The sequence below is a fragment of the Sphingobium aromaticiconvertens genome (assembly GCF_037154075.1).
Taxonomy (GTDB): Bacteria; Pseudomonadota; Alphaproteobacteria; order Sphingomonadales; family Sphingomonadaceae; genus Sphingobium; species Sphingobium aromaticiconvertens.
Map to the genome: position 1 here is coordinate 2,601,070 of NZ_JBANRJ010000001.1, position 22,639 is coordinate 2,623,708.

General features: G+C 60.5%; 18 protein-coding genes. 12 read left to right on the forward strand and 6 right to left on the reverse strand.

What is annotated here, in order from left to right; translation table 11 throughout:
- Nucleotides 1-34 precede the first annotated feature (34 nt).
- The 9 genes from WFR25_RS12505 (at nucleotide 35) to WFR25_RS12545 (ending at nucleotide 14,385) form a co-directional block, all read left to right on the forward strand.
- Nucleotides 35-2,716 (forward strand): winged helix-turn-helix domain-containing protein, encoded by a 2,682-nt coding sequence (locus WFR25_RS12505; RefSeq protein WP_336971295.1) that lies wholly within the window; start codon nucleotides 35-37, stop codon nucleotides 2,714-2,716.
- Between the two features lie 81 nt (nucleotides 2,717-2,797).
- On the forward strand, nucleotides 2,798-3,727 hold the full coding sequence (kce, locus tag WFR25_RS12510) for a 3,5-dioxohexanoate:acetyl-CoA acetone transferase (RefSeq protein ID WP_336971296.1): 930 nt from the start codon (nucleotides 2,798-2,800) through the stop codon (nucleotides 3,725-3,727).
- A complete protein-coding gene (locus WFR25_RS12515) occupies nucleotides 3,727-4,833 on the forward strand; it encodes a CaiB/BaiF CoA transferase family protein (RefSeq protein WP_336971298.1) in 1,107 nt (368 codons plus the stop codon). Before kce ends, WFR25_RS12515 begins: the two co-directional genes overlap by 1 nt.
- Before the next feature lie 268 nt (nucleotides 4,834-5,101).
- The gene (locus WFR25_RS12520; RefSeq protein WP_336971299.1) at nucleotides 5,102-7,405 is read left to right on the forward strand and encodes a TonB-dependent receptor; all 2,304 of its coding nucleotides are present in this window, start codon (nucleotides 5,102-5,104) and stop codon (nucleotides 7,403-7,405) included.
- Between the two features lie 142 nt (nucleotides 7,406-7,547).
- On the forward strand, nucleotides 7,548-8,549 hold the full coding sequence (locus WFR25_RS12525) for an LLM class flavin-dependent oxidoreductase (protein WP_336971301.1): 1,002 nt from the start codon (nucleotides 7,548-7,550) through the stop codon (nucleotides 8,547-8,549).
- Between the two features lie 26 nt (nucleotides 8,550-8,575).
- Nucleotides 8,576-10,897, forward strand: a complete 2,322-nt coding sequence (gene cofH / locus WFR25_RS12530; protein ID WP_336971303.1) for a 5-amino-6-(D-ribitylamino)uracil--L-tyrosine 4-hydroxyphenyl transferase CofH — start codon at nucleotides 8,576-8,578, stop codon at nucleotides 10,895-10,897.
- A gap of 2 nt (nucleotides 10,898-10,899) precedes the next feature.
- Nucleotides 10,900-11,556, forward strand: coding sequence for an NADPH-dependent F420 reductase (gene npdG / locus WFR25_RS12535; RefSeq protein WP_336971304.1), 657 nt, complete (start codon nucleotides 10,900-10,902; stop codon nucleotides 11,554-11,556).
- A gap of 175 nt (nucleotides 11,557-11,731) precedes the next feature.
- Entirely contained in the window at nucleotides 11,732-12,652 is a 921-nt protein-coding gene (locus WFR25_RS12540; protein ID WP_336971305.1) for a TIGR03619 family F420-dependent LLM class oxidoreductase, read from the forward strand.
- 77 nt (nucleotides 12,653-12,729) lie between these two features.
- Nucleotides 12,730-14,385 carry an FAD-dependent oxidoreductase gene (locus WFR25_RS12545; protein ID WP_336971306.1) on the forward strand — a complete coding sequence of 552 codons (1,656 nt, stop codon included), beginning with the start codon at nucleotides 12,730-12,732 and terminating at the stop codon, nucleotides 14,383-14,385.
- Nucleotides 14,386-14,455: 70 nt separating this feature from the next.
- On the opposite strand, the gene WFR25_RS12550 is transcribed toward WFR25_RS12545, so the two are convergent.
- Genes WFR25_RS12550 through WFR25_RS12560 form a run of 3 tightly spaced genes read right to left on the reverse strand, consistent with a single transcriptional unit; the run spans nucleotide 14,456 to nucleotide 17,619 of the window.
- Nucleotides 14,456-15,532 (reverse strand): LLM class flavin-dependent oxidoreductase, encoded by a 1,077-nt coding sequence (locus WFR25_RS12550; protein WP_336971307.1) that lies wholly within the window; start codon nucleotides 15,530-15,532, stop codon nucleotides 14,456-14,458.
- A 60-nt stretch (nucleotides 15,533-15,592) separates the two neighbouring features.
- The gene (locus WFR25_RS12555) at nucleotides 15,593-16,666 is read right to left on the reverse strand and encodes an oxygenase (RefSeq protein ID WP_336971308.1); all 1,074 of its coding nucleotides are present in this window, start codon (nucleotides 16,664-16,666) and stop codon (nucleotides 15,593-15,595) included.
- A 14-nt stretch (nucleotides 16,667-16,680) separates the two neighbouring features.
- Complete coding sequence (locus WFR25_RS12560; protein ID WP_336971309.1) at nucleotides 16,681-17,619, reverse strand: Rieske (2Fe-2S) protein; 939 nt, start codon at nucleotides 17,617-17,619, stop codon at nucleotides 16,681-16,683.
- Between the two features lie 48 nt (nucleotides 17,620-17,667).
- Here WFR25_RS12560 and WFR25_RS12565 point away from each other — a divergent pair, with 48 nt between their 5' ends.
- Entirely contained in the window at nucleotides 17,668-18,351 is a 684-nt protein-coding gene (locus WFR25_RS12565) for a TetR/AcrR family transcriptional regulator (RefSeq protein WP_336971310.1), read from the forward strand.
- A 31-nt stretch (nucleotides 18,352-18,382) separates the two neighbouring features.
- Here WFR25_RS12565 and WFR25_RS12570 read toward each other — a convergent pair whose 3' ends face one another.
- From WFR25_RS12570 to WFR25_RS12580, 3 genes are all read right to left on the reverse strand, one after another.
- Nucleotides 18,383-18,886 (reverse strand): ester cyclase, encoded by a 504-nt coding sequence (locus WFR25_RS12570; protein WP_336971311.1) that lies wholly within the window; start codon nucleotides 18,884-18,886, stop codon nucleotides 18,383-18,385.
- Nucleotides 18,887-18,926: 40 nt separating this feature from the next.
- Entirely contained in the window at nucleotides 18,927-19,244 is a 318-nt protein-coding gene (locus WFR25_RS12575; RefSeq protein ID WP_336971313.1) for a 2Fe-2S iron-sulfur cluster-binding protein, read from the reverse strand.
- A 94-nt stretch (nucleotides 19,245-19,338) separates the two neighbouring features.
- The gene (locus WFR25_RS12580; protein WP_336971314.1) at nucleotides 19,339-20,628 is read right to left on the reverse strand and encodes a sulfotransferase family protein; all 1,290 of its coding nucleotides are present in this window, start codon (nucleotides 20,626-20,628) and stop codon (nucleotides 19,339-19,341) included.
- Nucleotides 20,629-20,804: 176 nt separating this feature from the next.
- Between WFR25_RS12580 and WFR25_RS12585 the strand changes: the two genes are divergently transcribed.
- Nucleotides 20,805-21,680, forward strand: a complete 876-nt coding sequence (locus tag WFR25_RS12585; RefSeq protein ID WP_336971315.1) for an AraC family transcriptional regulator — start codon at nucleotides 20,805-20,807, stop codon at nucleotides 21,678-21,680.
- 128 nt (nucleotides 21,681-21,808) lie between these two features.
- A complete protein-coding gene (locus WFR25_RS12590; protein WP_336971316.1) occupies nucleotides 21,809-22,594 on the forward strand; it encodes an SDR family NAD(P)-dependent oxidoreductase in 786 nt (261 codons plus the stop codon).
- Nucleotides 22,595-22,639: the final 45 nt, after the last annotated feature.

A 22,639-nucleotide genomic window follows, 5' to 3' on the forward strand; every position in this document is an offset into this window, starting at 1 on the left:
CGAATCATGCCACGCAGCATGCTAGGAGAGAGAAATGGCCGTAGTCCCTACTATCGTCCTACCACCTCGTATGACGTCAACGCTGATCGAGCGTCCCGCCCTGGCTGCGCTGACAGACAAGGTTGCAGGATCGCGCATGACGATCGTGTCAGCGCCGGCCGGGAGCGGGAAGACGACGGCGATGTTGTTTTGGGCCGATCGGTTCCGGGTGCAGGGGCGCCCCGTGATCTGGCTCGCGGCGCGTGCGGGGATACATGACAAGACATCCTTCCTGCTCGCGCTCAAGGCCGGCGGCGTCGCGGCGGGTATGGCCTGGAAGGATCTGGATGGCGACACAAAGGATGATGTCTGGCTCCAGACGCTCTCGACGCTTGTCGAGCCGAAGCTTGTCATTGTCATTGACGACGCGCAGTTGCTGGGTCAGCCGATCCTCGACTTCGTCGCCCAGCTTTCGTCGAGCGCGCGCGATGCCCTCACTATGATCGTTGCCGCAAGGGGTTCGGTGGGCCTGCCGCTTGCGCGGATGCGGGCACTCGGCTTTCTGACCGAGGTCGGTACCAATGACCTGTCCTTCACTCTGTCCGAAGCCACACAACTTGTGACCATGAGTGTCGGAGCACCGATCGATTCGCAAAATTTGCAGGATATTGTTCGCGACACACAGGGTTGGGTGTCTGGAATTGTCATTGCGTGCGACCTTTATCGGCGCGGGGGGCACGGCTTGGGCAACCTCCGGCTTACGGGCTTGAGGCCGGAATTTGCGGAGTATTTTCACGAAGAGGTTTTGGGGCAGCAGACGGAAGAGGTGCGCCGCTTTCTCGTCGACACATCGATTCTCGACGAACTCACGCCATCTGCCTGCGCAGCCGTCACCGGAGACGAGAATGCGCGCGCCATGCTGGATCATGTGTTTCGCGAAGGTCTGTTCCTCAACGCGATCGACCAGGAGCATAGCCGTTACGCCTACCACCGCTTGTTTCGCGAAATGGTTCTGGGGCGGCTTATGGACCGCGCGCCCGCGCGCGCCGCGATGATGCATTGCCGCGCAAGCGACTATTTTGCATCGATCGAGCAGCCCATCATGGCCATTGAACATGCGCGCCTGAGCGGTGACCAGTCGTTCCTGGCGCGGCAGCTTGATCGTTTGGCGGAACAACTGACCTATTCCGGCTATCTGTACCGGGTCGATGAACTGGGCGCGAAATTACCCTGGGCCGTCCTTGCACAATATCCCTATCTGCTGCTGGCACTGGCATGGCGGCGTATACGCCAGCTTTCCTTTGCCGCAGCAGACCGGCTGATTGCGGCGGCACGCGCGGTGTACGACGCTCAAAGCGAAAGTGGTGGCCTTTCGGTACATGATGCCGGGCAACTGGATTTGATGATTCGTCATCGAATGGTCATGCTGGCAGCCGCACGCGACGACATGGTGAAGGTCGAGGCTGATGCAGAGCCTCTATTATTGGAGATGGCCGAAAGTCATGCTTATCTGAGCTGCACCTTGCTGGCACAGCTTATGTCTGCCCGGCGGGAGCTGTATCATTTCCAGGATATGCTGAAGTTGGAAGCGGAAACCCGGCGCGCGCTTTCTCGCCCGGGATCGGACTTCGCGTCCATTGCGCTCAAGGCGTCCGTTGCGCCCACATTGATGGCACAGGGCAAGACCCAGTTGGCCCAGCGTTTCCTCAACGAAGCCTTCGCCCTCGCGAAGGGCATCCAAGGAGACGGATCGGGCTTGGCAGCCCTGCCGGCGCTGCCGCTGGCCGAACTTCTTTATGATGCTGGCGACCTGGATAGCGCCGCGGAACTGGTGGAGCGGCATCTGCCGGTGGTGCGGCAGTGGGGCTTTGCCGATCAGATGGCATCAGGCTATCTGGTTAATGCGCGGTTGCGCGCCGCGCGCGGCGACCTGCCCGGCGCGCTCTTGACGCTCAATGACGCGCACCTGGTCGCCATCGAATGTGGCCTTGACCGGATGCGCGCATTCATCGTGGCAGAGGAGGTGAGGCTGCTGGTCAGGGCTGGGCAGATTGAAGACGCGGAGCGCCATTTCCTGGCGGGCGATCCGCAAATGGACGGTGAACCCATCCCGACATTGCGTCCAACGCGTAGAAACGAAAGCATCGCCATCGCCTGGCTGCGGATCGAAATGCAGCGCCATCGGCTCATCCGCGCCCGCAAGGTTGCTTACCGCTGGCTGGAATTCGTCAAGCGCGCTGGAGCGGTGCGCTCTGCCGTCACCTTCGAATTGCTGCTGGCAGAGATTGCCGTGTTGCAGGGCAACCGGTCCGAGGCGCGGCGGGCTGTTCGCGCGGCGGTGGAAATGGCCGAACCGGCGGGTTGGGTGCGTACCTTCATCGATGAAGGCGAAGTGATTTCCTCATTGCTGACCGAAGCTTATTCCCATGGGCCTGAACTCGAAACACCGGCTGATCGCTTTGCGGTTCGTCTCGTTTCGATGATGCGGAGCGCGCCGCAGATCGAAAGTGATGAGGACGATGAGGATGATTTTGGCCTTAGCGGTCGCCTGGCCAATCGCGAGGTCGATATCCTCACCATGGTCAGCGGCGGATTGCGCAACAGGGAGATCGGCGACCGGCTGGGGCTGACCGAAGGCACGGTCAAATGGTATATGCAGCAGATATACGACAAGCTGGGTGTGCGTCGTCGTCCCCAGGCCGTTCTGCGGGCGCGCCAACTCGGCATCCTGCCCTGACGCCCTCATCAGTGCCTATCGAAGGATAGATTGCGCGCCGCAGGGCGACTGCCATCGGACGGTGGCGTGAAAGGAACCACCATGGCCAAACGTAAAGTCATCATCAGCTGCGCCATCACCGGCGCTATCCATACCCCGTCCATGTCGCCGCATCTGCCGGTCACTGCGGAAGAAATTGCCGAATCCGCAGTGGGTGCGGCTGAAGCAGGCGCGGCCATCATCCATCTTCACGCCCGCAATCCGGTCGATGGACGGCCCGACCAGAATCCGGACTTGTTCGAGCCTTTTCTCAAGGTCATAAAGCAGCGCAGCGACGCGGTGCTCAACCTCACCACCGGGGGGCATCCCTCGATGACGATACAGGAACGCATCCGTCCAGCGCAGACCTTCGCGCCAGAGGTTGCCAGTCTCAACATGGGGACGATGGGCTTTGGCCTCTTTCCGATGCTCGACCGGTTCAAGAGTTTCAAGCATGAATGGGAACCGGCTGCACTGGAAGCGTCGCGCGACCTAGTGTTCAAGAACACCTATACGGATATCGAGCATCTGCTCACAACGCTTTCGCCGCTCGGCACCCGGTTCGAATTCGAGTGTTACGACACCAGCCATCTCTACAACCTCAAATATTTTCTCGATCGCGGGCTGGTGAAGGCGCCGCTCTTCATCCAGACCTGCTTTGGCATCCTGGGTGGCATCGGCAGCCACCCCGATGACATCATGCACATGAAACGGACTGCCGACCGGCTGTTTGGCGACCAGTATGAATGGTCCGTCCTGGGGGCGGGCGCGCGCCAGATGAGCATCGTTGCCATGGCTGCGTCGATGGGGGGTAATGTGCGGGTAGGGCTGGAGGATTCGCTTTGGGGCGGTCCAGGTCGACTGGCCGAGACGAATGCCGAACAGGTGCGCACGGCGCGGCAAATCATCGAAGGCATGGGCCTGGAAGTAGCGACGCCAGACGAGGCGCGTGCCATGCTCGACCTCAAAGGCGCGGATCGGACGAACATCTGATGGCAGAGCGGTCCGGGCCGCTGGCCGGCATTCGCATTGTCGAAATCGACGCCATCGGGCCTGTGCCGCTGGCTGCGATGCTGCTTGCTGACATGGGCGCAGAGATCGTGCGGGTTGCCCGGCCGCCATCAGCGGGGGTCGGCGATTGGGAGGATGTCGGGGGCGATATTCTCCACCGCAGCCGTACCGTAACCTATCTCGACCTCAAACAGGATGCTGACCGCGCTCGTCTGTTGGATTTGATCGAGCGCGCCGATGGGTTGATCGAGGGCTATCGGCCCGGCGTGATGGAGCGGCTGGGTGTCGGTCCCGATATTTGTCTGGCGCGCAATCCGCGGCTCGTGTTCGGACGGATGACAGGGTGGGGCCAGTCCGGTCCGCTGGCCATGCGGGCGGGGCATGATATCAACTATCTGTCCATCACGGGCGCCCTTCACGCGATGGGGGACAAAGGGATGCCTCCGCCAGTTCCACTCAATCTGGTCGGCGACTATGGCGGCGGGGCGATGTTCCTGATCTTTGGGATGCTGAGCGCTCTGCTGTCAGCCCGGACGACCGGCAAGGGACAGGTAGTGGATGCCTGCATCACCGACGGCGTCGCATCGTTGATGAGTCTTTTCTACGCTTGGCAGCCAAAGGGCCTGTGGCAGGATGCTCCCGCATCCAACCTGCTCGACGGCGCGGCGCCTTTCTATCGTTGCTACGCCTGCGCCGATGGACGGTATGTTGCCGTCGGCTGCCTCGAACCCAAATTCTTCGCGCAGATGGTCGCCGGTCTGGGCCTTGCCGACCGGCAATATGATCAGAATGACCGAGCGGGATGGGCCGCAATGCAGGCTGATTTCGCAGCAGTCTTTGGCACTCGAGCACGCGACGAGTGGGCCGCGCTGTTCGAGGCGACGGACGCATGCGTCACTCCGGTCTTGTCGATGCAGGAAGCGCCGGACCACCTGCATAACAGCGCGCGTGGCACGTTCATCGATCGCAACGGCATATCGCAGCCCGCACCAGCGCCACGGCTTTCCACGACGACGGGTGCCATCTGGAAACCGGTGGCGGCAGACATTGCTGACATCCTCCAGGCTTGGTCTGCGCCTCACCCCTGAAGACAGGGCAGATCAATAATTGTTGCGTGTGCGACACAAATGCAACGCTTCGCAGATAAGTTTCGGATCGCATATCCAACCTGTCAAACGATAGGTGGCGACCGACCTGCGGAATCGCCATTCAGCGCTCCGTACGAAGGCCCGATGCAAGTCGGGACTTTCGCAAAAATTGGTTCGAGGAGAAGATGTTATGCGATGTGACTTGCTCAAATGGGCGTTGTTCTCGACAGTTGCTTTTGTCGCGACGCCCGTGTTCGCACAGGATACTGTGTTGCCCGCACTGCAGGCTGACGCTGCAGGATCGGGTGACATTGTTGTGACGGCTCGTCGTCGCGAAGAGCGGTTGCAGGATGTGTCGGTTTCCATTTCCGCTTTTTCGTCCGAAGCGCTGGAGCGCAGCACTGTGCAGACGGTCAGCGATATCAAGACGATCGCGCCAGGCTTCACCTTCTCGTCGGAAGGCGGCAAGGACAATGTTGCCCTGACGCTGCGCGGTATTGGTCAATTGCCTCTGGGTGAAGTGACACCGGGCGTTGTGATCTATCTCAACGACACGCCGCTGCCGGCAGTGGGGTCCAACGTTCCGGCCTATGACATCAGCAGCATTCAGGTGCTCAAAGGCCCGCAGGGGACCCTGTTTGGCCGCAATACCCTGGGCGGCGCCGTTGTCATCGGCAGCCAGAAGCCGACCTATAACTTTGAGGGCTATGTCGAGGGAACCTACGGACGCTTCGACTATCGCGAAGTCGAAGGTGCGGTGAACATTCCCATCATTGAGGACAAGGTGGCGTTCCGCGCCGCTGGCCAGATCCGTCGGCAAGATCCGCGGATGATCGCTTTCGACGGCGGGCCGGGCTTCGATAATATCCGCCAGGATGCCTTCCGGCTGTCGCTGCTCGTCGAGCCTTTTGAAGGGCTGAAGAGCACAACTATCTACGAATATTTCAAGGGCGATGAACTTGCTGGCGGTCTGTATCTGCTGCGCCAGAACTTCTCCATGGCTGCGTTCGGACTGGGCGTCGTTGATCCTCAGCTTCAGGCTGCGCTTCACACGCAGAAGGGCAATCGGCGCGGTTCCTTTGACGGGGGCATCAATGGCGGCAGATCGTTCCGCAAGACGGAATCCATCACCAACGACACGTCCTTCAGCTTCGGCAACCTGACGCTCCGCAATATCTTTGGCTATCGCACGAATTACAGCGATCAGTTGATCAACACCGGTGGCCTCCCGCAGTTGCAGATTCCGACCGGACTGTCCGCACCTTTGCCGACCGCAGTGCCGTTCACCTTGTTCACCGCCGCTTCGATCCTTGATCGCCAGTATTTGACCAACGAGACCCAGTTGCTCGGCGATTTCGGGTCGTTTAACTTCATCGTTGGCGGCTTTTACAACAACGACAAGCCGAACGGCGCCACCGGATCGCAGTTCACAGCCTTCTCGGTCGGCGGGGTGCCTGCACCTGCGGTCTCGGCGCATGTTCGCAACAAGAATTTTGCGCTTTATGGTCAGCTCGGCTATGAGTTTACGGAGAAGTTGAAGCTGAACCTCGGCGCGCGTTATAGCTGGGATAAGGTTTCGGCCTGCGGCGGCACGATCGGAACAGGCTATGTCGACGAAGCCACTTGCCTCGACGTTGCCGGCCAGGGGTTGGCGGACGGCGTCGGCACAGTGTCCAACAAGGGTGAGGAGCCGAGCTGGACGATCGGTCTGGACTATAAGGCAACGCCGGATTGGCTGCTCTACATCGTCTCGCGGCGCGGTTATCGCGGAGCCAATATCAACACGCCGCTGTTCGAAACGCCCTTCACGACTGGCGGGATCGATCCTTCCTGCGTGGCGACAGGCGGTGTATGCGTCGACCTGCGCCCATTCCAGAAAACCGGCGAAGAGAAGATCACCGATGTCGAGATCGGGTCGAAATATGACTATCATGTCGGATCGGCCCGCGGGCGCCTGAACATTGCCGCCTACTACAGCAAGTATAAGAATGCGCTGCAATTTCTGAACACGCAGACGACCGTCCCCAACGGTACGCTGGATTCGCCCAGCAACGGATCACTGGCTGTCAATGCTGCCGACCTGCGCATCTGGGGTGTGGAGATGGAAGCGTCGATCAGCCCTGTTCGCAGCCTGACTGTCGGCTTCAACGCCGCCTATACCAATGTGAAGGTGGAAAAACTGATCATCCCCGGCAACTTGCCGCCGACGATGGCGCTGGGTGAAGAGCAGATCAATAAATATTCGCCGAGCTTCTCCGGCACCGCAAGCGTTAGCTGGGTGTTGCCGGTCCGGCCCGCCGATGGCGAATTGGTCTTCAACACCGACCTGTTCATGACTGCGGACTTCGGCGGCCAGGCGGGGGAAAAGCTGCCGGGCTATCAGCTGGCCAATGCCCGGTTGGATTGGCGCGGGATCGGGGGAACGGGACTGGATCTCGGCCTGTTCGTCAAGAATGTCTTCAATGAGGATTATTATTCGGCGTCGAGCGTTCTTCTGCCTTCGTTCCCGACCAGTTCGGTCTATGCGGGCGAACCCAGGACCTGGGGCGTGACCGGGAAATATTCCTTCTGATCGACCGACAAACAGGCCGATCAAGGCGTTATGCAGGCCGGGGCGTTCGATGCGTCCCGGCCTGTCTGTCGACAGGTCTTGCAGCGGCCAAAGCGCCTTAGGGTGGGGCAGCAAAAAAGTCGCGGGGAGGATCGGAGCATCCATGAAACTCGGTATATGCAGCATGTGGGGAGAGAGCCTGGATGCCTTTCGCGAGGAAGTCAGGCTGGCGTCGGACCTTGGCTTTGAACTGGTCACCGTCGGGGATTCGCCGGCCGGCTGGCATGAGTTGTATGTTTCGCTGACGCTTGCGGCGCTGGAGGCACCGGAAGCCATATTGGCGCCATTGGTGACATCGCCCTTCATGCGTCATCCGCTTGTCACGGCTGCCGCTCTCAGCAGTCTCGACGATCTGTCCGGCGGTCGGGTCGCGCTGGGGCTGGCGACAGGCGGCAGCACGGTGATGGCGATTGGCCGTCCTCCTGCAACACAGAAGGAGATCCGCGCCGAATTCGCTGCGCTGCGAGGTTTGTTTTCCGGCGATGCGGTCGAATGGAACGGGACGGCGGTCAAGCCGCTGCGCTTCGCCCGACCGATTCCGATTTATTATTCCGCTTTCGGCCCCAAGGCGCTGACGCTTGCGGGGGAGCAGGCAGACGGTGTGATCCTGTTCGCAGGCGAAAAGCATCTCGAGGGTCTCAAGGACCGGATCGCCGCGGTTCGTGCTGCGGCGGCGGAAGCTGGCCGCGATCCGGCTGCGATCGACATCTGGGTCGTGTCCTTCGCTTCAATCCGACCGAGCCGGGCGGAGGCGATCGACGACCTGAAGGCCTTTATCGTCGTCAATGGCATGGCATTTCGTACGCCCGAGGCGCTGGCGCAGGTGCCTACCCAGTTTCGCGGCAAAATCGATGCATTGCATGACCGCTATGACGCGACCGAGCATGTCGTCGTTGGCGGCCGGAATGTGGCGCTGATGGAGGAATTGGGGCTGACGGAGTTTCTGGCGGACTTTGATACTTTGGCGGGGCCAGTGGAATCCGCGACCGCGATGTTGCAGGAGCTTGACGCGATGGGCGTCTCCACCTTCATCGCGGCCTTGCCGGGCCATGCAGCGCCGCTGGAGACGATCAAGGGCTTGGCCGATGCGCGGAGGGCGATGTGACACTGGACCGGCTTTGTCAGAGTGACATGAAAGCTGGCGATGTTGCCGGACTGCTGACTTCGCGACCGCTGGTCGACATGATGACAGCAGCAGAGGCCATGACGCTCGCGGGGCACGGCAAGCGGGTGACCTACTCGCGCAAGGTTTTCATTCCGCTCACAAAATTATGCCGTGACGTCTGTCATTATTGCACCTTTGCGACCACGCCGGCGCATGTGGCGGATGCATATCTCAGCCCGGATGAGGTGCTGGCGATTGCGCGGGCGGGTGTGGCGGCGGGGTGTCACGAGGCGTTGTTCACGTTGGGGGACCGTCCAGAAGAACGTTATTCTGCCGCGCGTGATGCGCTGGCACGGCTGGGCCATAGCTCGACACTTTCCTATCTGGCCGAGATGGCCGAACTTGTGTTGCGTGAAACAGGGTTGCTGCCCCACCTCAATCCCGGGCTGATGAATGCCGCCGATTATGCGATGCTACGGCCCCATGCAGCGTCCATGGGCATCATGCTGGAAAGCAGCGCCGAAAGTCTGTGTGTACGCGGTGGCGCGCATTTCGGGTCGCCTGACAAGGAGCCGACGCGACGGCTGGCGGCGATTGCAGAGGCGGGGCACGCGAAGGTGCCTTTCACGACTGGCTTGCTCATCGGCATCGGCGAGACGCGCTGGGATCAAATCGACGCCCTGGTGGCGATCCGCGACCTGCATCGCCTTCATGGCCATATCCAGGAAGTCATCATCCAGAATTTCCGTGCCAAGCGGGGGACAAGGATGGCGACGCATCAGGAACCTACGCTCAACGATCATCTCTGGGCAATTGCCGCAGCGCGACTGATCCTGGGACCGGACATGACGATCCAGGCGCCGCCCAATCTGCATGACCGTGTCGATCTGGCGCCGCTCATCCGGGCCGGGGTCAATGACTGGGGTGGTGTGTCTCCGGTTACGCCTGATCATGTCAATCCCGAAGCGCCCTGGCCGCATCTGGAGATATTGGAGGGCGCGACCCAGGCGGCGGGGCGGAGGCTTACCCAACGTCTCGCCATTGGTCCTCGCTATGCGCTGGCGGCGCATGACTGGGCGGCCCCTGCGATCGCGACACAGGTTCTGCGCGCGATTGATGCGCGCGGCCTGCCCAAGCTGGACGACTGGGCGGCCGGGCGTGGTGACGCCGCGCCGGATTTGATGGTGGGAAAGGCAGATGGTGCCTCTGCCCAGTTTCAGTCGATCCTTGATCGTGCGGAGGGTGGAGAGAGGCTGAGCGAAGGGGAGATCGTGACCCTGTTCGATGCCGAAGGGGACGATCTGGCCGCCATCATCATGCAGGCGGACCGATTGCGTCGCCAGACAGCCGGCGACACGCTGAGCTATGCCGTCAACCGCAACATTAATTACACCAATATCTGCCTCTACAAATGCGGCTTTTGTGCTTTTTCCAAGGGCAGTACCAAGGCGATGCGCGGTCCCGCCTACCGGCTCGATATGGCCGAGGTCGGACGGCGTGCGGCAGAAGCCTGGGATCGCGGAGCGACCGAAGTGTGCCTTCAGGGGGGGATCCATCCCGATTATGACGGCAACACCTATCTGGACGTGCTAAGGACCGTGCGCCAAGCAGCGCCCGACATCCACATCCACGCCTTCTCTCCCCTGGAAGTGACGCATGGCGCGCGCACGCTGGGTTTGCTGTTGGAAGATTATCTGGCCCAGCTCAAAAGCGCCGGGCTGTCGACCCTGCCGGGTACGGCGGCCGAGATACTGGACCCGGAAATCCGCGACATTATCTGTGCGGATAAAGTGACGGCGAACGAATGGATCGAAGTGATGCGCGTTGCCCACGGGATCGGCCTACGCAGCACCGCGACGATCATGTTCGGTCATGTCGAACAATATCGCCACTGGGCGCGGCACCTGCTGCGTATCCGGGCGCTTCAGGAACAGACTGGTGGCTTTACCGAATTTGTGCCGCTCCCCTTCGTTCACATGGAAGCCCCGATCTGGCGCAAGGGGCTGGCGCGGTCCGGGCCCAGCTATCGTGAATCCGTATTGATGCACGCTATCGCGCGGATCGTCCTGCATCCGGTCATCACCAATATACAGGTGTCGTGGGTAAAAATGGGGCCAGAGGGCGCGGCAGCGATCCTCGACGCCGGGGCCAATGACATGGGTGGCACATTGATGGATGAATCGATCACGCGCGCAGCGGGTGGCGTCAATGGCCAGGAATTTGGTCCGGCAGAGATGCGCGCACTCGCGGCGTCGGTAGGTCGGCCGGTGCGCCAACGGACTACCCTCTACCAAGACGTGCCGGACAGAACTGCGACCGGCTTCGTGGCCGCCCAATCGGAGGATTGACTATGACTTTCCCGACCATCGCCGTGGTCGGCGGCACCGGCAATCTGGGCGCGGCAATCGCCTGGCGCCTGGCGCGCGCAGGTTATCCCGTCATCATCGGCTCGCGCGGTGCGGAGAGCGCGGAGAAGGCTGCGGCCGAACTTGGCCATGGACTGCGCGGCGCAACCAATGCCGATGCGGCGTCAGCGGCGGAGATCGTCATTGTCACGGTGCCGTTCGCAGCGCAGGACTCGACTCTTGCAGGTATCGCGCCTCATGTGGTGGGCAAGCTGGTAGTCGACACGACCGTGCCGCTGGTCCCGCCCAAGGTGATGCGTGTGCAACTGCCCGCTGAAGGATCAGCCGCGCTCAAGGCACAGGCCGTTCTTGGGGAAGGCGTCACACTGGTTTCGGCGTTCCACAATGTCGCCGCGCACAAGCTGGCCAAGGATGTCGACGTGGGCTGCGACGTGCTCGTCTTTGGTGACGACAAGGCGGCGCGAGGGCGGGTCGTGGCGCTGGCCGACGCGATGGGTCTGCGCGGATTGCACGGCGGCGCACTGGCCAATTCGGCAGCTGCGGAGGCAATGACGTCGATCCTGATCTTCCTGAACAAGACCTATAAGGTTGATGGCGCGGGCATTCGTATCACGGGCGACCTTGTTCCAATTGAGGAATGACGATTCGTCCTGAACGAGGGCCATCCCGCTGACCGGCATTGGCGACGTTCAACCGGGCGAAGGTTTATCGTGAATCGTCGCTTTTATCCCGCCGATCCTTCCGACGGGAAGGTGCGATAGACTCTCGAGGGTTGAAACTCCGCCTAATCAATAATCGCGGTAATGGGAGGGATATATGAAACTCAACATCGGTGTGCCCAACAGCATGCATGTCGCGGCGATGACCCAGACTTGGGAACATGCGCTGACGGGCGACGATATTGGCAATGCACTTAAAGTTGCGGATGACTTGGGTTTCAACAAGTGCATGTTGGGCGAACATTTCATCATCCCGCAGGAGCATATTGCGTTATCGGGCGACCATTATGTCCATGGCACGGTAGCGCTGTCCTTTCTGGCGGGGCGTACAGCGAAGATGAAGCTGAGTTCTTCCGTCTCGATCCTTCCGCTGCAAAATCCGATCGTCCAGGCCAAGGCCTGGTCGACGCTCGACTGGCTGAGCGGAGGGCGGGCGACGGCGCTGTTCGGTGTCGGATGGCTGAAAGAGGAATTCGACATGCTTGGCGTCGACTTCCATCAACGAGGGCGGATGGCTGACGAATATGTTGCGGCCATCATAGAGCTGTGGACGGCCGACAAGCCCGAGTTTGACGGCGAATTCGTCAAGTTCAAGGATGTGGGCTTCGCGCCCAAGCCGGTGCAGGCACCACGCTTGCCGATATGGTTCGGGGGCGATGCAGAACCGGTGCTCAAGCGCGTGGCGAAATTCGGTGACGGTTGGTCGCCCTTCCGCACGCCACCTGAAAAATTTCCCGAATGCCTCGATTTCATCCGAGCGCAGCCCGAATATGATGGACGAGCGATCGACATGTTCTTCGCGCTGGAAATGCTGAATGTCGGCGCGCATCATGAGATTATGGACGATCCGCGTGCGCCCGGCACGCGCGATGCGCAAAAGATCATTGATCAGATCGGCTGGCTCAAGGAATTGGGAGTCAATGAGACGATCGTGCCGCTGCCGCCCGGCATGTCGGGCATCGAGGAATATATCGACCGGCTGCACTGGGTCGCGAGCGAAATTATGCCCTGGATATGAGCCCTTCCCAGCGGAAGGCGCGAAAGGGATGGCCGTTGCCTATCAGGCGGCCAAGCGAAGAGGATCGGGAGGACTTAGTGACCCAATTTGATGTGGTCGTGGTAGGATCAGGTGCGGCGGGCATGACGGCGGCGGTCCGAGCCGCTGCTAACGGTCTTTCCGTACTCGTGTTGGAAAAGGCGGAACATTTCGGCGGCACCACGTCGCTGTCCGGTGGCGGTATCTGGATTCCGGGCAGTGCACAGGCGCAGGCCGCGGGTGTCGAAGACAGCAGCGCTGTTGCCCGCCAATATGTGCTGGACGTGATCGGACCCAGCGCCAATCCTGCGCTGATCGACGCTTATCTCGATACCGGACCTGAAATGGTCGATTGGCTGGAACAGCATAGTGCGGTGCGCTTCCTGCTTTCGCCGCCAAGCAGCGATTGGTATCCGCAAGTGCCAGGTGCGATGGACCATGGCCGCCTGCTTTCGCCACAGGAGTATGACGGGAAGAAACTGGGCGCGCATTTCGCCGAGTTGCGGCCAGCGCGCGAGGAGTTTAATGCGCCAGGTGGCTTCATGATCGACCTGTTCGATCTTCCTTATCTGGCCGACATGCCTTCGCCAAAATCGCTTTTCCATTTCGGCAAGCTGGCCGCGAAGTTCGGTGCCGACAAGCTGCGCCGCTATCCGCGGGGCACGCGGCTGACCATGGGCAATGCGCTGGCCGCACGCCTGTTGCAGTCGGCGCTCGACGCGGGCGTGACCTTGCGTAGGGAGGCCGCCGTCGATGGACTGGTGGTCAAAGAAGGCCGCGTTACCGGCGTGCGCGTCGGTGGGGCGGCGATTGGAGCCAGGATCGGCGTACTTCTGGCGTCGGGGGGCTTTTCGGCGAGTGAGCAACTGCGCAAGGCCTATATCCCTTTCTCCGAGGAGCATGTGTCGATCCTGCCCTATGAAAATACAGGCGACGGAATGAATATGGGGCTGGAGGCGGGCGCGGCCCTCGACGGTGAGAATATCGTCAATGCGGTCTGGGCGGTGGTGTCGAAGATGACCCGACCTGACGGTTATGTCGCGCGCTACGCCCATCTGATCGACATGTCCAAGCCTGGCTGTATCGCGGTCAATGGCAAGGGGGAACGGTTCGGTAACGAGGCGTCGGTGCATTTCGTCGAAGCAATGCATAGCAGCGGGGCCGTTCCAGCGCACATCATCGGCGACGCGGACTTCGTCAAGAAATATGGCATGGGCATGGTCTATCCGGGCGGTGGCGGTCTCAAGAAACTGATCGCGGCGGGCTATGTGACGCAGGCGCCGACGCTCCGAGATCTTGCTGGCAAGATTGGTGTCGATGCTGATGGACTGGTTGCGACGGTGGCGAAGATGAACCGCTATGCCGAAATCGGCAAAGATGCGGACTTCGGCAAGGGCGATAGCCAGATCGACATCGAGATCGGTGATCCCAAGCACAAGCCCAATCCGTGTCTCGGCAGGGTGGAGAGTGCGCCCTTCTATGCGATCAAAATCTATCCAGGCGATGGTTCGACCACGGTCGGATTGAAGATCGACGACCATTGCCGTGTCATCGGCAGCGATGGGAAGCCGGTAGAAGGTCTTTATGCCGCAGGTCTGGACGCCAACTCGATCTGGCGCGGCAAGTCGCCGGCGCATGGCTGCAATGTCGGCCCGGCCATGGTGACAGGCTATATTGCGGGCAAGGCGATGGCGACCACGCGGGTCACGGCATGACCCGCGCGCGTTAGTACAGGACCCGCGCGGCTGTTGAGCGGCGCGGGCCTGTCTTGTTTGACTCCGCTGTTCAGGCTGTTTCGGCGACCGCTCCGGCGCGCGCCTTTGCGGTAGCGACCAGCGTGTAGAGACCGGCATTATAGTCGGTCAGCTGTTCCATTGTTAGCTCGCGATAGGGCGTCATCGGACAGAGCGAGTCGACCACGTCCCAGAACGGCTCGATCTTCTCCAACACCTCGTCCACCGGACCGCAGATCACGAACGCCTCGACCATGGCGTCGGATACATTCCCGATCACCTTGGCGATGTCACCATGCTCACCCAAGCTTAGCTGGCAGGCCCGGGCCTGGTCGCCAAAGCCGATCGCCTCGAAGAAAGGCTCATAGGCCTTGTAACCCGAATAGGCGGCCACGGTTGCACGGCTGTCGTCGATCGCCTTCTGCTTGTCGTCATTGACTGCGATCCAGGGCCAGGCGTTGATTTCAATGTCCGTTCGGGTGCGGCCATATTTGGCGAGCATATCATTGATAAAAGGCAGCCTGCTTTTCGTATAGGCAGCCGACCACAGGGCGTGGACCATCAAGCCATCACCGATTTCGAGTGCGAGCGCTGTCATCTTGTCCTGTAGCGCTGCGATCCAGATCGGTATCTCTTCGCGCACCGGTGGCGCGGTCAGCATCATTTCCTCAAAGTCGGCAGTGAAATATTCGCCGTCGATGGGGTCCAGGCCCTTGTGTGCATTGGCGTTGACGTAGCGGATCACCTTGACGCTCTCGCGCAGATGCGTGAGCAACTTGCGTTCCGGCTCGCCATACATGTCAGTGACGCAACTCTTGATGCTGGAGCCCAGGCCCAGCACGAAGCGCCCGCCTGAAATCCGGTCCACGTCCATAGCGGCATAGGCGGTTTCGACCGGGCTGCGCGTACCGGCGATTGCGACGCCGGTGCCGACCTTGAGACTGCTGGTCAGCGCAGCAGTGGCCGCCATCGGTACGAAGGGCGGGCCATAGATTTGGAGGGAAAAGCAGCCCTCAAAGCCAACCTGCTCCATCTGCTGGCCGATGCCGGCCATGGCGGGGGCGGGAAGGGTAGGCATGACGGCCCACCAGCGGCGTTCGCCGCCGACGGCATTGACGAGCTTGGGCATGGGAGTTCCCAGAAAAAAACCGGGCGGACCGTCAGGCCCGCCCTTTAGGGGAGAGAGAAATCAGAACTGGAACAGTTCCTTGCGTAGGCCGATAATATCACTGCAATCGGCGCTGACATTGTCGCGATAGGAAAAATCGCCTTTCTCCTGCCGGTCGGCCAATTCCATCATCGCCATGCGGTAGCGCTGCCCGGCCTGATCGAACTTGCTGTGCAGGTCCTTGCGGTCGGTGTGACGCATGTAGCGAGGGCTCTGGGGCGAGGTCATATAGCTGTCCTGCCGCGACACCTTATACCCTGCCTTGGGCATGACGTGACGGAACATCAGACCCGCATTGCTGGTGTTCATGACCATTTCCATCCTTGTGCGATCCCGCGTTTCGGGTGTGCATGGGTGGAAAAGAGGGACATCGTCGCCGGGGCTAAAGCGGCCATAGGCGATGGCGCAGTGCGATCGCAGATAGATGCGGATCACCTGCCGCACATTCTGGGTCGGTTGCTTGATGCCACTGAAAAACTTCATGACCGGGGCGACCGACTTGTTGACGCAGGTCCGGATCATCGTGACCGTCTCGCTGTCGTAGAAGGTCTCTACCGTCTCGCTATCCGAACGCTCGTCGCCGACAACGTCGGCGTGAAGGAAGTCGGCATGGGTAAGGTCGATGAGGTTTTCCAGACTGATCGGTGCCGAGCTTTCAAACCGAACGGTCGCTGTCATGTGCCGAGGCAGGCCGCCTTTGGGCGGCAGGAACGGCAAGCTGGGCAGATGGCGCGGATCGGCTGCCAGCGGATTACCGAACCAAACCCAGGCGACGCCATAATGCTCCATCACCGGATAGCGACCGCGCGCGTCAGTATATTCGCTCTTGTCGCGGGCGATCCGCTCATTGGGATGGAATTCGCTTGCGACGACCACGCCATTGTCGCGCCACAGGAAGATGGGGTGGGAATATATGGCGCGACGGACTGGCTTGCCGGTCACTGAATAATCATGGGCGACCGGAAACCAGCTATCGCGCATCACGATGTTGTGCGGCACCCAGCGGTTGATGGCGTTCAGCGCAATCGGACTGCCGCCGCCGGTGGAGGCGGGGCTGTCATCATGGGAAACGGAACGGTCAGCGACTTCGAGCATCTTCATATCCTCCTTCAGGCGGCGACGGTCTGGCCATCGGCCGGTTGCGGGGTATCGAGCATGGAATTGCGCAGGTCTTCGCCATGCAGAGAGACGGTCGGCTTGGCGGTGCGCAGCCTCGATCCATCGACCGAGGAGAGCAGCGAAAGCGGATTGATCCCCCTCAACATCGCTCCGCGAAGACCGGGATGACGAACGCCCAGTTCGGCGCGCCAGCGAACGGCGGTAACGCCGCGCGCCGACGGCACGGGCGACAGGGCCGCGTGGAGCAGATCGTTAAATTGGTCGTCGCGCAGGGTGAGTTGGGTCTCGCCAGTCAGCGGATGCGTCCGGGTGAGCAGGGTGAGAGGAAATTCCGCGACGAAATGCGATGGCCAATGCACCGGGTTCCACTGGCAGTTGCGCTCCATGACGAGCATCCCGTCTTCCTCGTGCAACTCCGACATCAGATAGGGGCTGAAACGCACCCCCCTGATCGCGATGACCAGGCTGGGATCGTCATAGAGCGCGTTCAGATATTCCTGATGGGTCAGGCTGACGTTCACGGTGCCGCAATAGGTATATTTGGGTTCTGCGCTGAGCGGCGCTTGTGCCTTGGGATTGAGGCAGACCCGCACGAATCCGCCCTGCTCGCTGACGCCAAAGGCTTGGGCCTTGTAGATCGGCGGAAATTTTTGCTGATCCTTCATGTTCGGGATTTCTTTTAGCCGCCCCGACTCGCCGTCATAGCTCCAGCCATGATAGCCGCACTGGATCAAGCCATTGTCGCGGATGCAGCCCAGCGAGAGCGGCGCCCGACGATGGGGGCAACGGTCTTCCAAGGCGCGAGCGATCCCCTGATTGTCGCGCCATAGAACGACAGGCTGATTGCCAATATCGACCGACAATGGCTTCTTCGAGGTGACTTCTTCTGACCGGGCCACTGCCCACCAAAGATCTTGTGCAAGACTCATAGCGGCTATCCATTCTCCTTGGCATTAAATTGACGAGTGACAATTTATATGTCAACTTTTTTCGCTATGGACCAGTTGATGCTAGATCGCCCCCAGCGCACCCGCGGTCGCCCCGCCCAGAACGCCGCACTGGCCGTGGACGAAGCCACGTTGCTGGGGCTGGTTTTCGCGACCTTTGCCGAGCGAGGTTATGAAGGAACGACGCTGCGTGACCTCAGCAAACAACTTGGTGTCAGCCATAATCTTTTGAACGTGCGGTACGGACGTAAGGAAGATTTGTGGATACGTGCGATCGACTGGCGCATGGCGCAGGCGTCACCCTTCGTCGAAACCGCGTTCGACGAACAGGCAGATGCGGAAGTCCGGTTGCGTCACCTGGTCCAGCGATTTTGTCTTTGGGCGACGCGCAACGGCGATATTGTCGCGCTTACGAACCTGGAAGGTTGCCGCTCGACGTGGCGGCTGGATCATATCGTCGAACGCTTCGTGTCGCCGTTCCAGAAACGTCTTGACGACCTGCTGGATGCTGTACGGCGGCAACGGCCGGTCGATGATCTCTCGACGGCAGCGCTGATGGCGCTGCTGGTGCAAGGTGTGGGCTTTTATTTCAACGCCGCACCGATGCAGCAGCGGTTGGGCGCAGGGCGGGAGATCGACGCCGCCCATGCCCACGAACAGGCTGAACGCCTGGCTTCTTTCCTGCTTGCCGCCCTCCTTCCTCCCGTCGCCTGACGGCTCGGAAGGAAGGGAGCGAAAAACAGTCTTACTTATAGGGGTCGACAGGCTGTGGTACGTCGACGACGCCGATATCCTTCAACATGGTCAGCACGTCGGAAATGCTGAAGATATTGACGATCTTGTCGTCCTGGAACTTGACGATAGAGAACCAGTTCACCTGGAATTCGTTGCCGGTCGGTTGCACGCCCATATAGGGGCCGCCGACATGTTTGCAGTAATGGGTGGCGTAGATCCAGATTTCGTCCTCGCCCTTTCCGACCGCATCAATGGTCTTGTAAGCGGCAGGATAAAAGGTCTTGTAGAGCGCGACCGGCGAGGTCTTCCACTGATCATAGGTGCCAAGGTCCGGTCGGTTCGGATTGCCGTAGCGGAAGTCGGGATGGAAGAAACGGTCCATTCCTTCAAAATCGCCGGCGTTCAGCACTTCCTGCAGATCGGTCCAATGCTTGACCATCTTCTTCTGCTGGTCGGTGAGCAGTGTCGAGTCGGATACATCGAGCTGCTCGCGAATGGGTTCTTTCCAGGCCACGATAGTCCTCTCAGTTATAATATGGGTTGGGTCTTCATAATCAGTCTTCGGGCGCAATTGTGATACTCATGCCAGACAGGGCCTCCGTCATCATCACCTGACAGGACAGGCGCGAATGTTCGTTGCGATGCGGTGATCCGTCCAAAAGGTCATTCTCGTCCGCCGATACCGGCGGCAGTGCGTCGGCGAATGCCGGTTCGACATAGACATGACAGGTCGCACAGGAGCAGCAACCGCCGCACAACGCCAGGAGTTCATCGAAACCGGTGTCGCGGATAGCCTCCATCACCGACAGATCGGCTGAGGCTTTGATCACTTGCTGGGTGCCGTCGCGCAAGATGACGTTCAGTTCGGGCATGGTGTTCCTCTGTTGGAATGGATGATTGGCCATCCTCTAGCCAACAGATTGTGGTTGCCATCCTGCCAGACGGCAGGGCGGGACGTCCTGCAGCCTATTTCACCTCGACCTGGACGGGAAAGCGATCGAAATAGAAACCGAAGGGTTTGCGCAATGCCTCTGCGGTGACGTGGAAGTCGCGTTCCAGGTCATAGACGATTTTCCCCTGCTTTTGTTCGCCATGTTCAGCAAGATAGGCATGGAGGTCGGCGAGCGCCTCATCGGTGAGAGGAATGTCGGCAATTCGGTAAATCTCTTTCAGGATTGGGTCGGGGTTCTTGATCCAGTCGTGGAAATAGACATCGATCGTCCGCTCGGGCGGCAGAATGTCGCGATCGCGCACGCAAGCCCGCAGCAGCCGTTCGTAGCGATCGGGCCAGTAACCAAGTGGCTCCTGAATATCGATCGTCTTGCGGAACATGCGCGCGGCATAGGTGTACATGGTGAGCTGCGATCGGATCGAGCCGACCGGGTCGCGATGGGCAAGGACGAAGGTTGCGTCGGGAAAGATCTTATAGAGGGCGGGCAATTGCTCCATATGCTGGGGGCACTTGATGACCCATCGGCTTGGGCCTTGCAGAAATGTCAGCACCTGCAGGCATTTCTTGAGATAGGCGTATGTGCCGGACTGGTCGTGGCTCAGATAATAGTCACGCCAGCGCGGAACCATAGCCAGCCATTCGATCAGATAGGAGGAAAAATCGGGTGCCTGCAACTCGATATCCTCGCTAATATGGTCGGGCGAAAATTCGTGCATGATCGCCATATAGGGCAGGATCGATTCCATCATCCGCCAACCTTGCTCGGCCTTGGTCCAGCGGGGATTGGGGTCTTCGGGCGTGGGCGCTTCATCCGGGGCAGGCACCGGCGCAATCGCTTCCCACCATGGGAGCGAGCGGAAGCGGCGGTCGGCGGACAGCAGGCCCAGAAGATGGGTTGTCCCTGAACGCGGCAGCCCGGCGACGATGATCGGCCGTTCGATCTTTATGTCCAATATCTCCGGATGCCGCTTCACGATATCCTCGATCCGCAGCCGGGTAGCGGCATAGCGGATCATCATCTGGAACAGGTTTGCGCGGGTAACTGCTGACGCGTTGCTATCTTCGTCGATAGCCTGACACCATATGTCCATCCGCTCACGAAAATCATCGGGACCAAAGTCGGACAGGCCGGTCTGTACCCTGGCTGCGCCCAATATCACTTCGGGTTGCAGAATGATCTGGTCGGCGGCGGCTTGCGCACCTGCCATCACCTGCTTTTGCACTTCGGTCAGAACCGGGTGGTGCAGGTCGGTGATGTCGATGACGTTTTGGCGTGCGGCCTGTTCCTGCGCAGGACTGCTCATGTCGCTCTCCCTTCGATCGTGTCTTATGATGGGCGGCATTTAAGGCGTGCGACCCTTTCTTCGGCAAGGTGCGCGACTGTAGCCATTGCGCCAAATTTCTCGCCAGAGTGCCATTGTGCCAGAGTCCATTGTAAATGTTCGGAACCTTCGAACGGGCCGATGCATGGAGAAGACAGATGAACGCCGTTTCCCATGTCTATGACGTGCCGGTTACGCCGACGATGGAGTGCACCGTCAGAGGACGGATTGCTTTGCCTGGTGTCGTGATGGAGTTGCATCATTACCGTTTTCACGGCCCGCAGGGCGGGACATTCTCTTCTTCGCGAAGCTTTCTCGATCTGGCCCTCTCGCCTCGTCCGGGAAGCCCGCGCGGCGGTTATGCCGGGAGCGAGAGCGGCACGGCACGGGCGCTGGGGCAGATGATCTTCATCCCGGCGGGGGAAAGTCTTCTCACCCATTGGGGCGAGGGTGAGCAGACGTCGATCTGCTGCGGCTTTGACGGGTCGGGGCTGGAGGCGGAAGAGATCGGCGCATCGGAGGCGATGCTACAGGCGTCGCTCGATATTCGCAGCCAGCCGGTGGGTCTGGCGCTGCGACGCATTGCCGAAGAGATTGCGCAGCCAGGCTTTTGCAGCGAGATGCTGGCGCAGGCGGTCTGGATTCAGGCGACGATCGAGTTGCACCGATATCTCCGCTGCTCCACCGGCGGGGAGGCGTTTACACGCGGCCTGTCTCGCGCCCAGATAGACCGCATAAATGATCGTATCGAGCAGCCGGGCAAGCCGCCCTCGGTCGCTGCACTAGCATCCGAATGCGGTCTGTCCACCCGTCACTTCTTCCGTCAGTTCAAGACCGCGACTGGCCGGACGCTGACCGCCTATATCACCGATCGAAAGGTCGATCAGGCGCGCCGTCTGCTCGACCCGGCCGGGCCGGCCATAAAGATGATCGCCTGGCAATGTGGTTTTGAAAGCGCGGCGGCGTTCTCGGCGGCCTTCCGCAAGGCAACCGGGATCACCCCAACTCAATATCGGAAGATGATGACGCATTGAGCGCAAGGCCGTTTCGCGATGGCAATGGCATGATTGCGAAAGTCTGGCGGGTTGCTGGTCGATGATTGTCGTTTCACTGTTCCACAAAAGCGCCCCTGGGTCAGCCAGTGGCTAACGGGAGACGTGGATTGCCGGAAAATCTGTTCGACCTGAGCGGTAAGGTGGCGCTGATCACCGGCGCCAATTCTGGCCTGGGTTTCGGCTTTGCGCGGGGGCTTGCCCGCGCGGGAAGTGATATCGTCATCTGGGGGCGGCGCGCCGACAAGAATGAAGAGGCGGCGGCAGCGCTGCGTGCTTATGGCGTCCGGGTCTTTGCCGACTCTATCGACGTCACCGATGAGCCGGCGATCGTTGCCGGCTTCGCCCGCGCGCTAGATGCCATGGGTCGGATCGACACGGTGGTCGCCAATGCGGGCGTCGCCAGCCAGATCGCATTCACGGATATGGACGTACTCACCTATCGTAAGCTGATCGACATCAATCTCGATGGCGCGGTCTTTACCCTTCGCGAAGGGGCGCGGCACATGAAGGCGCGGGCCGAAGCGGGCGATCCGGGGGGATCGCTGATCATCTGTGGCAGTGGCTCGATATTCCAGGGCGTGCCGACCATGGCTCATTACGGCATTGCCAAGGGGGCGCTCAATTCGCTCGCCAAGGCGCTGGCAGTGGAGCTTGGTCCGATCGGAATACGCTGCAACGTCATCGCGCCCGGCTTCATCGAGACCGAGATGACCTTCGCCGATCCGGACGTGGGCAAGATGATCGCCGATATGGTGGCGGCCAAGGCGCCGCTCGGTCGCGCGGGTAAACCTTCCGATCTGGAAGGGGCGGTCGTTTATCTCGCCAGCGACCTGTCCGCCTACCACACTGGCGATACGCTGGTCGTGGATGGCGGCAAGATGATCGCCAACTGACCATCCGGCAGGTGCCAGGCCGCCAGTGGCGCGGCTGTTCTGATC

Bases quoted from the DNA above. Each gene is read 5' to 3' on its own strand.
- WFR25_RS12505 (WP_336971295.1), top strand. From the start codon at position 35: ATGGCCGTAGTCCCTACTATCGTCCTACCACCTCGTATGACGTCAACG.
- kce (WP_336971296.1), top strand. From the start codon at position 2,798: ATGGCCAAACGTAAAGTCATCATCAGCTGCGCCATCACCGGCGCTATC.
- WFR25_RS12515 (WP_336971298.1), top strand. From the start codon at position 3,727: ATGGCAGAGCGGTCCGGGCCGCTGGCCGGCATTCGCATTGTCGAAATC.
- WFR25_RS12525 (WP_336971301.1), top strand. From the start codon at position 7,548: ATGAAACTCGGTATATGCAGCATGTGGGGAGAGAGCCTGGATGCCTTT.
- cofH (WP_336971303.1), top strand. From the start codon at position 8,576: ATGAAAGCTGGCGATGTTGCCGGACTGCTGACTTCGCGACCGCTGGTC.
- npdG (WP_336971304.1), top strand. From the start codon at position 10,900: ATGACTTTCCCGACCATCGCCGTGGTCGGCGGCACCGGCAATCTGGGC.
- WFR25_RS12540 (WP_336971305.1), top strand. From the start codon at position 11,732: ATGAAACTCAACATCGGTGTGCCCAACAGCATGCATGTCGCGGCGATG.
- WFR25_RS12550 (WP_336971307.1), bottom strand. From the start codon at position 15,532: ATGCCCAAGCTCGTCAATGCCGTCGGCGGCGAACGCCGCTGGTGGGCC.
- WFR25_RS12555 (WP_336971308.1), bottom strand. From the start codon at position 16,666: ATGCTCGAAGTCGCTGACCGTTCCGTTTCCCATGATGACAGCCCCGCC.
- WFR25_RS12560 (WP_336971309.1), bottom strand. From the start codon at position 17,619: ATGAGTCTTGCACAAGATCTTTGGTGGGCAGTGGCCCGGTCAGAAGAA.
- WFR25_RS12565 (WP_336971310.1), top strand. From the start codon at position 17,668: ATGTCAACTTTTTTCGCTATGGACCAGTTGATGCTAGATCGCCCCCAG.
- WFR25_RS12575 (WP_336971313.1), bottom strand. From the start codon at position 19,244: ATGCCCGAACTGAACGTCATCTTGCGCGACGGCACCCAGCAAGTGATC.
- WFR25_RS12580 (WP_336971314.1), bottom strand. From the start codon at position 20,628: ATGAGCAGTCCTGCGCAGGAACAGGCCGCACGCCAAAACGTCATCGAC.
- WFR25_RS12585 (WP_336971315.1), top strand. From the start codon at position 20,805: ATGAACGCCGTTTCCCATGTCTATGACGTGCCGGTTACGCCGACGATG.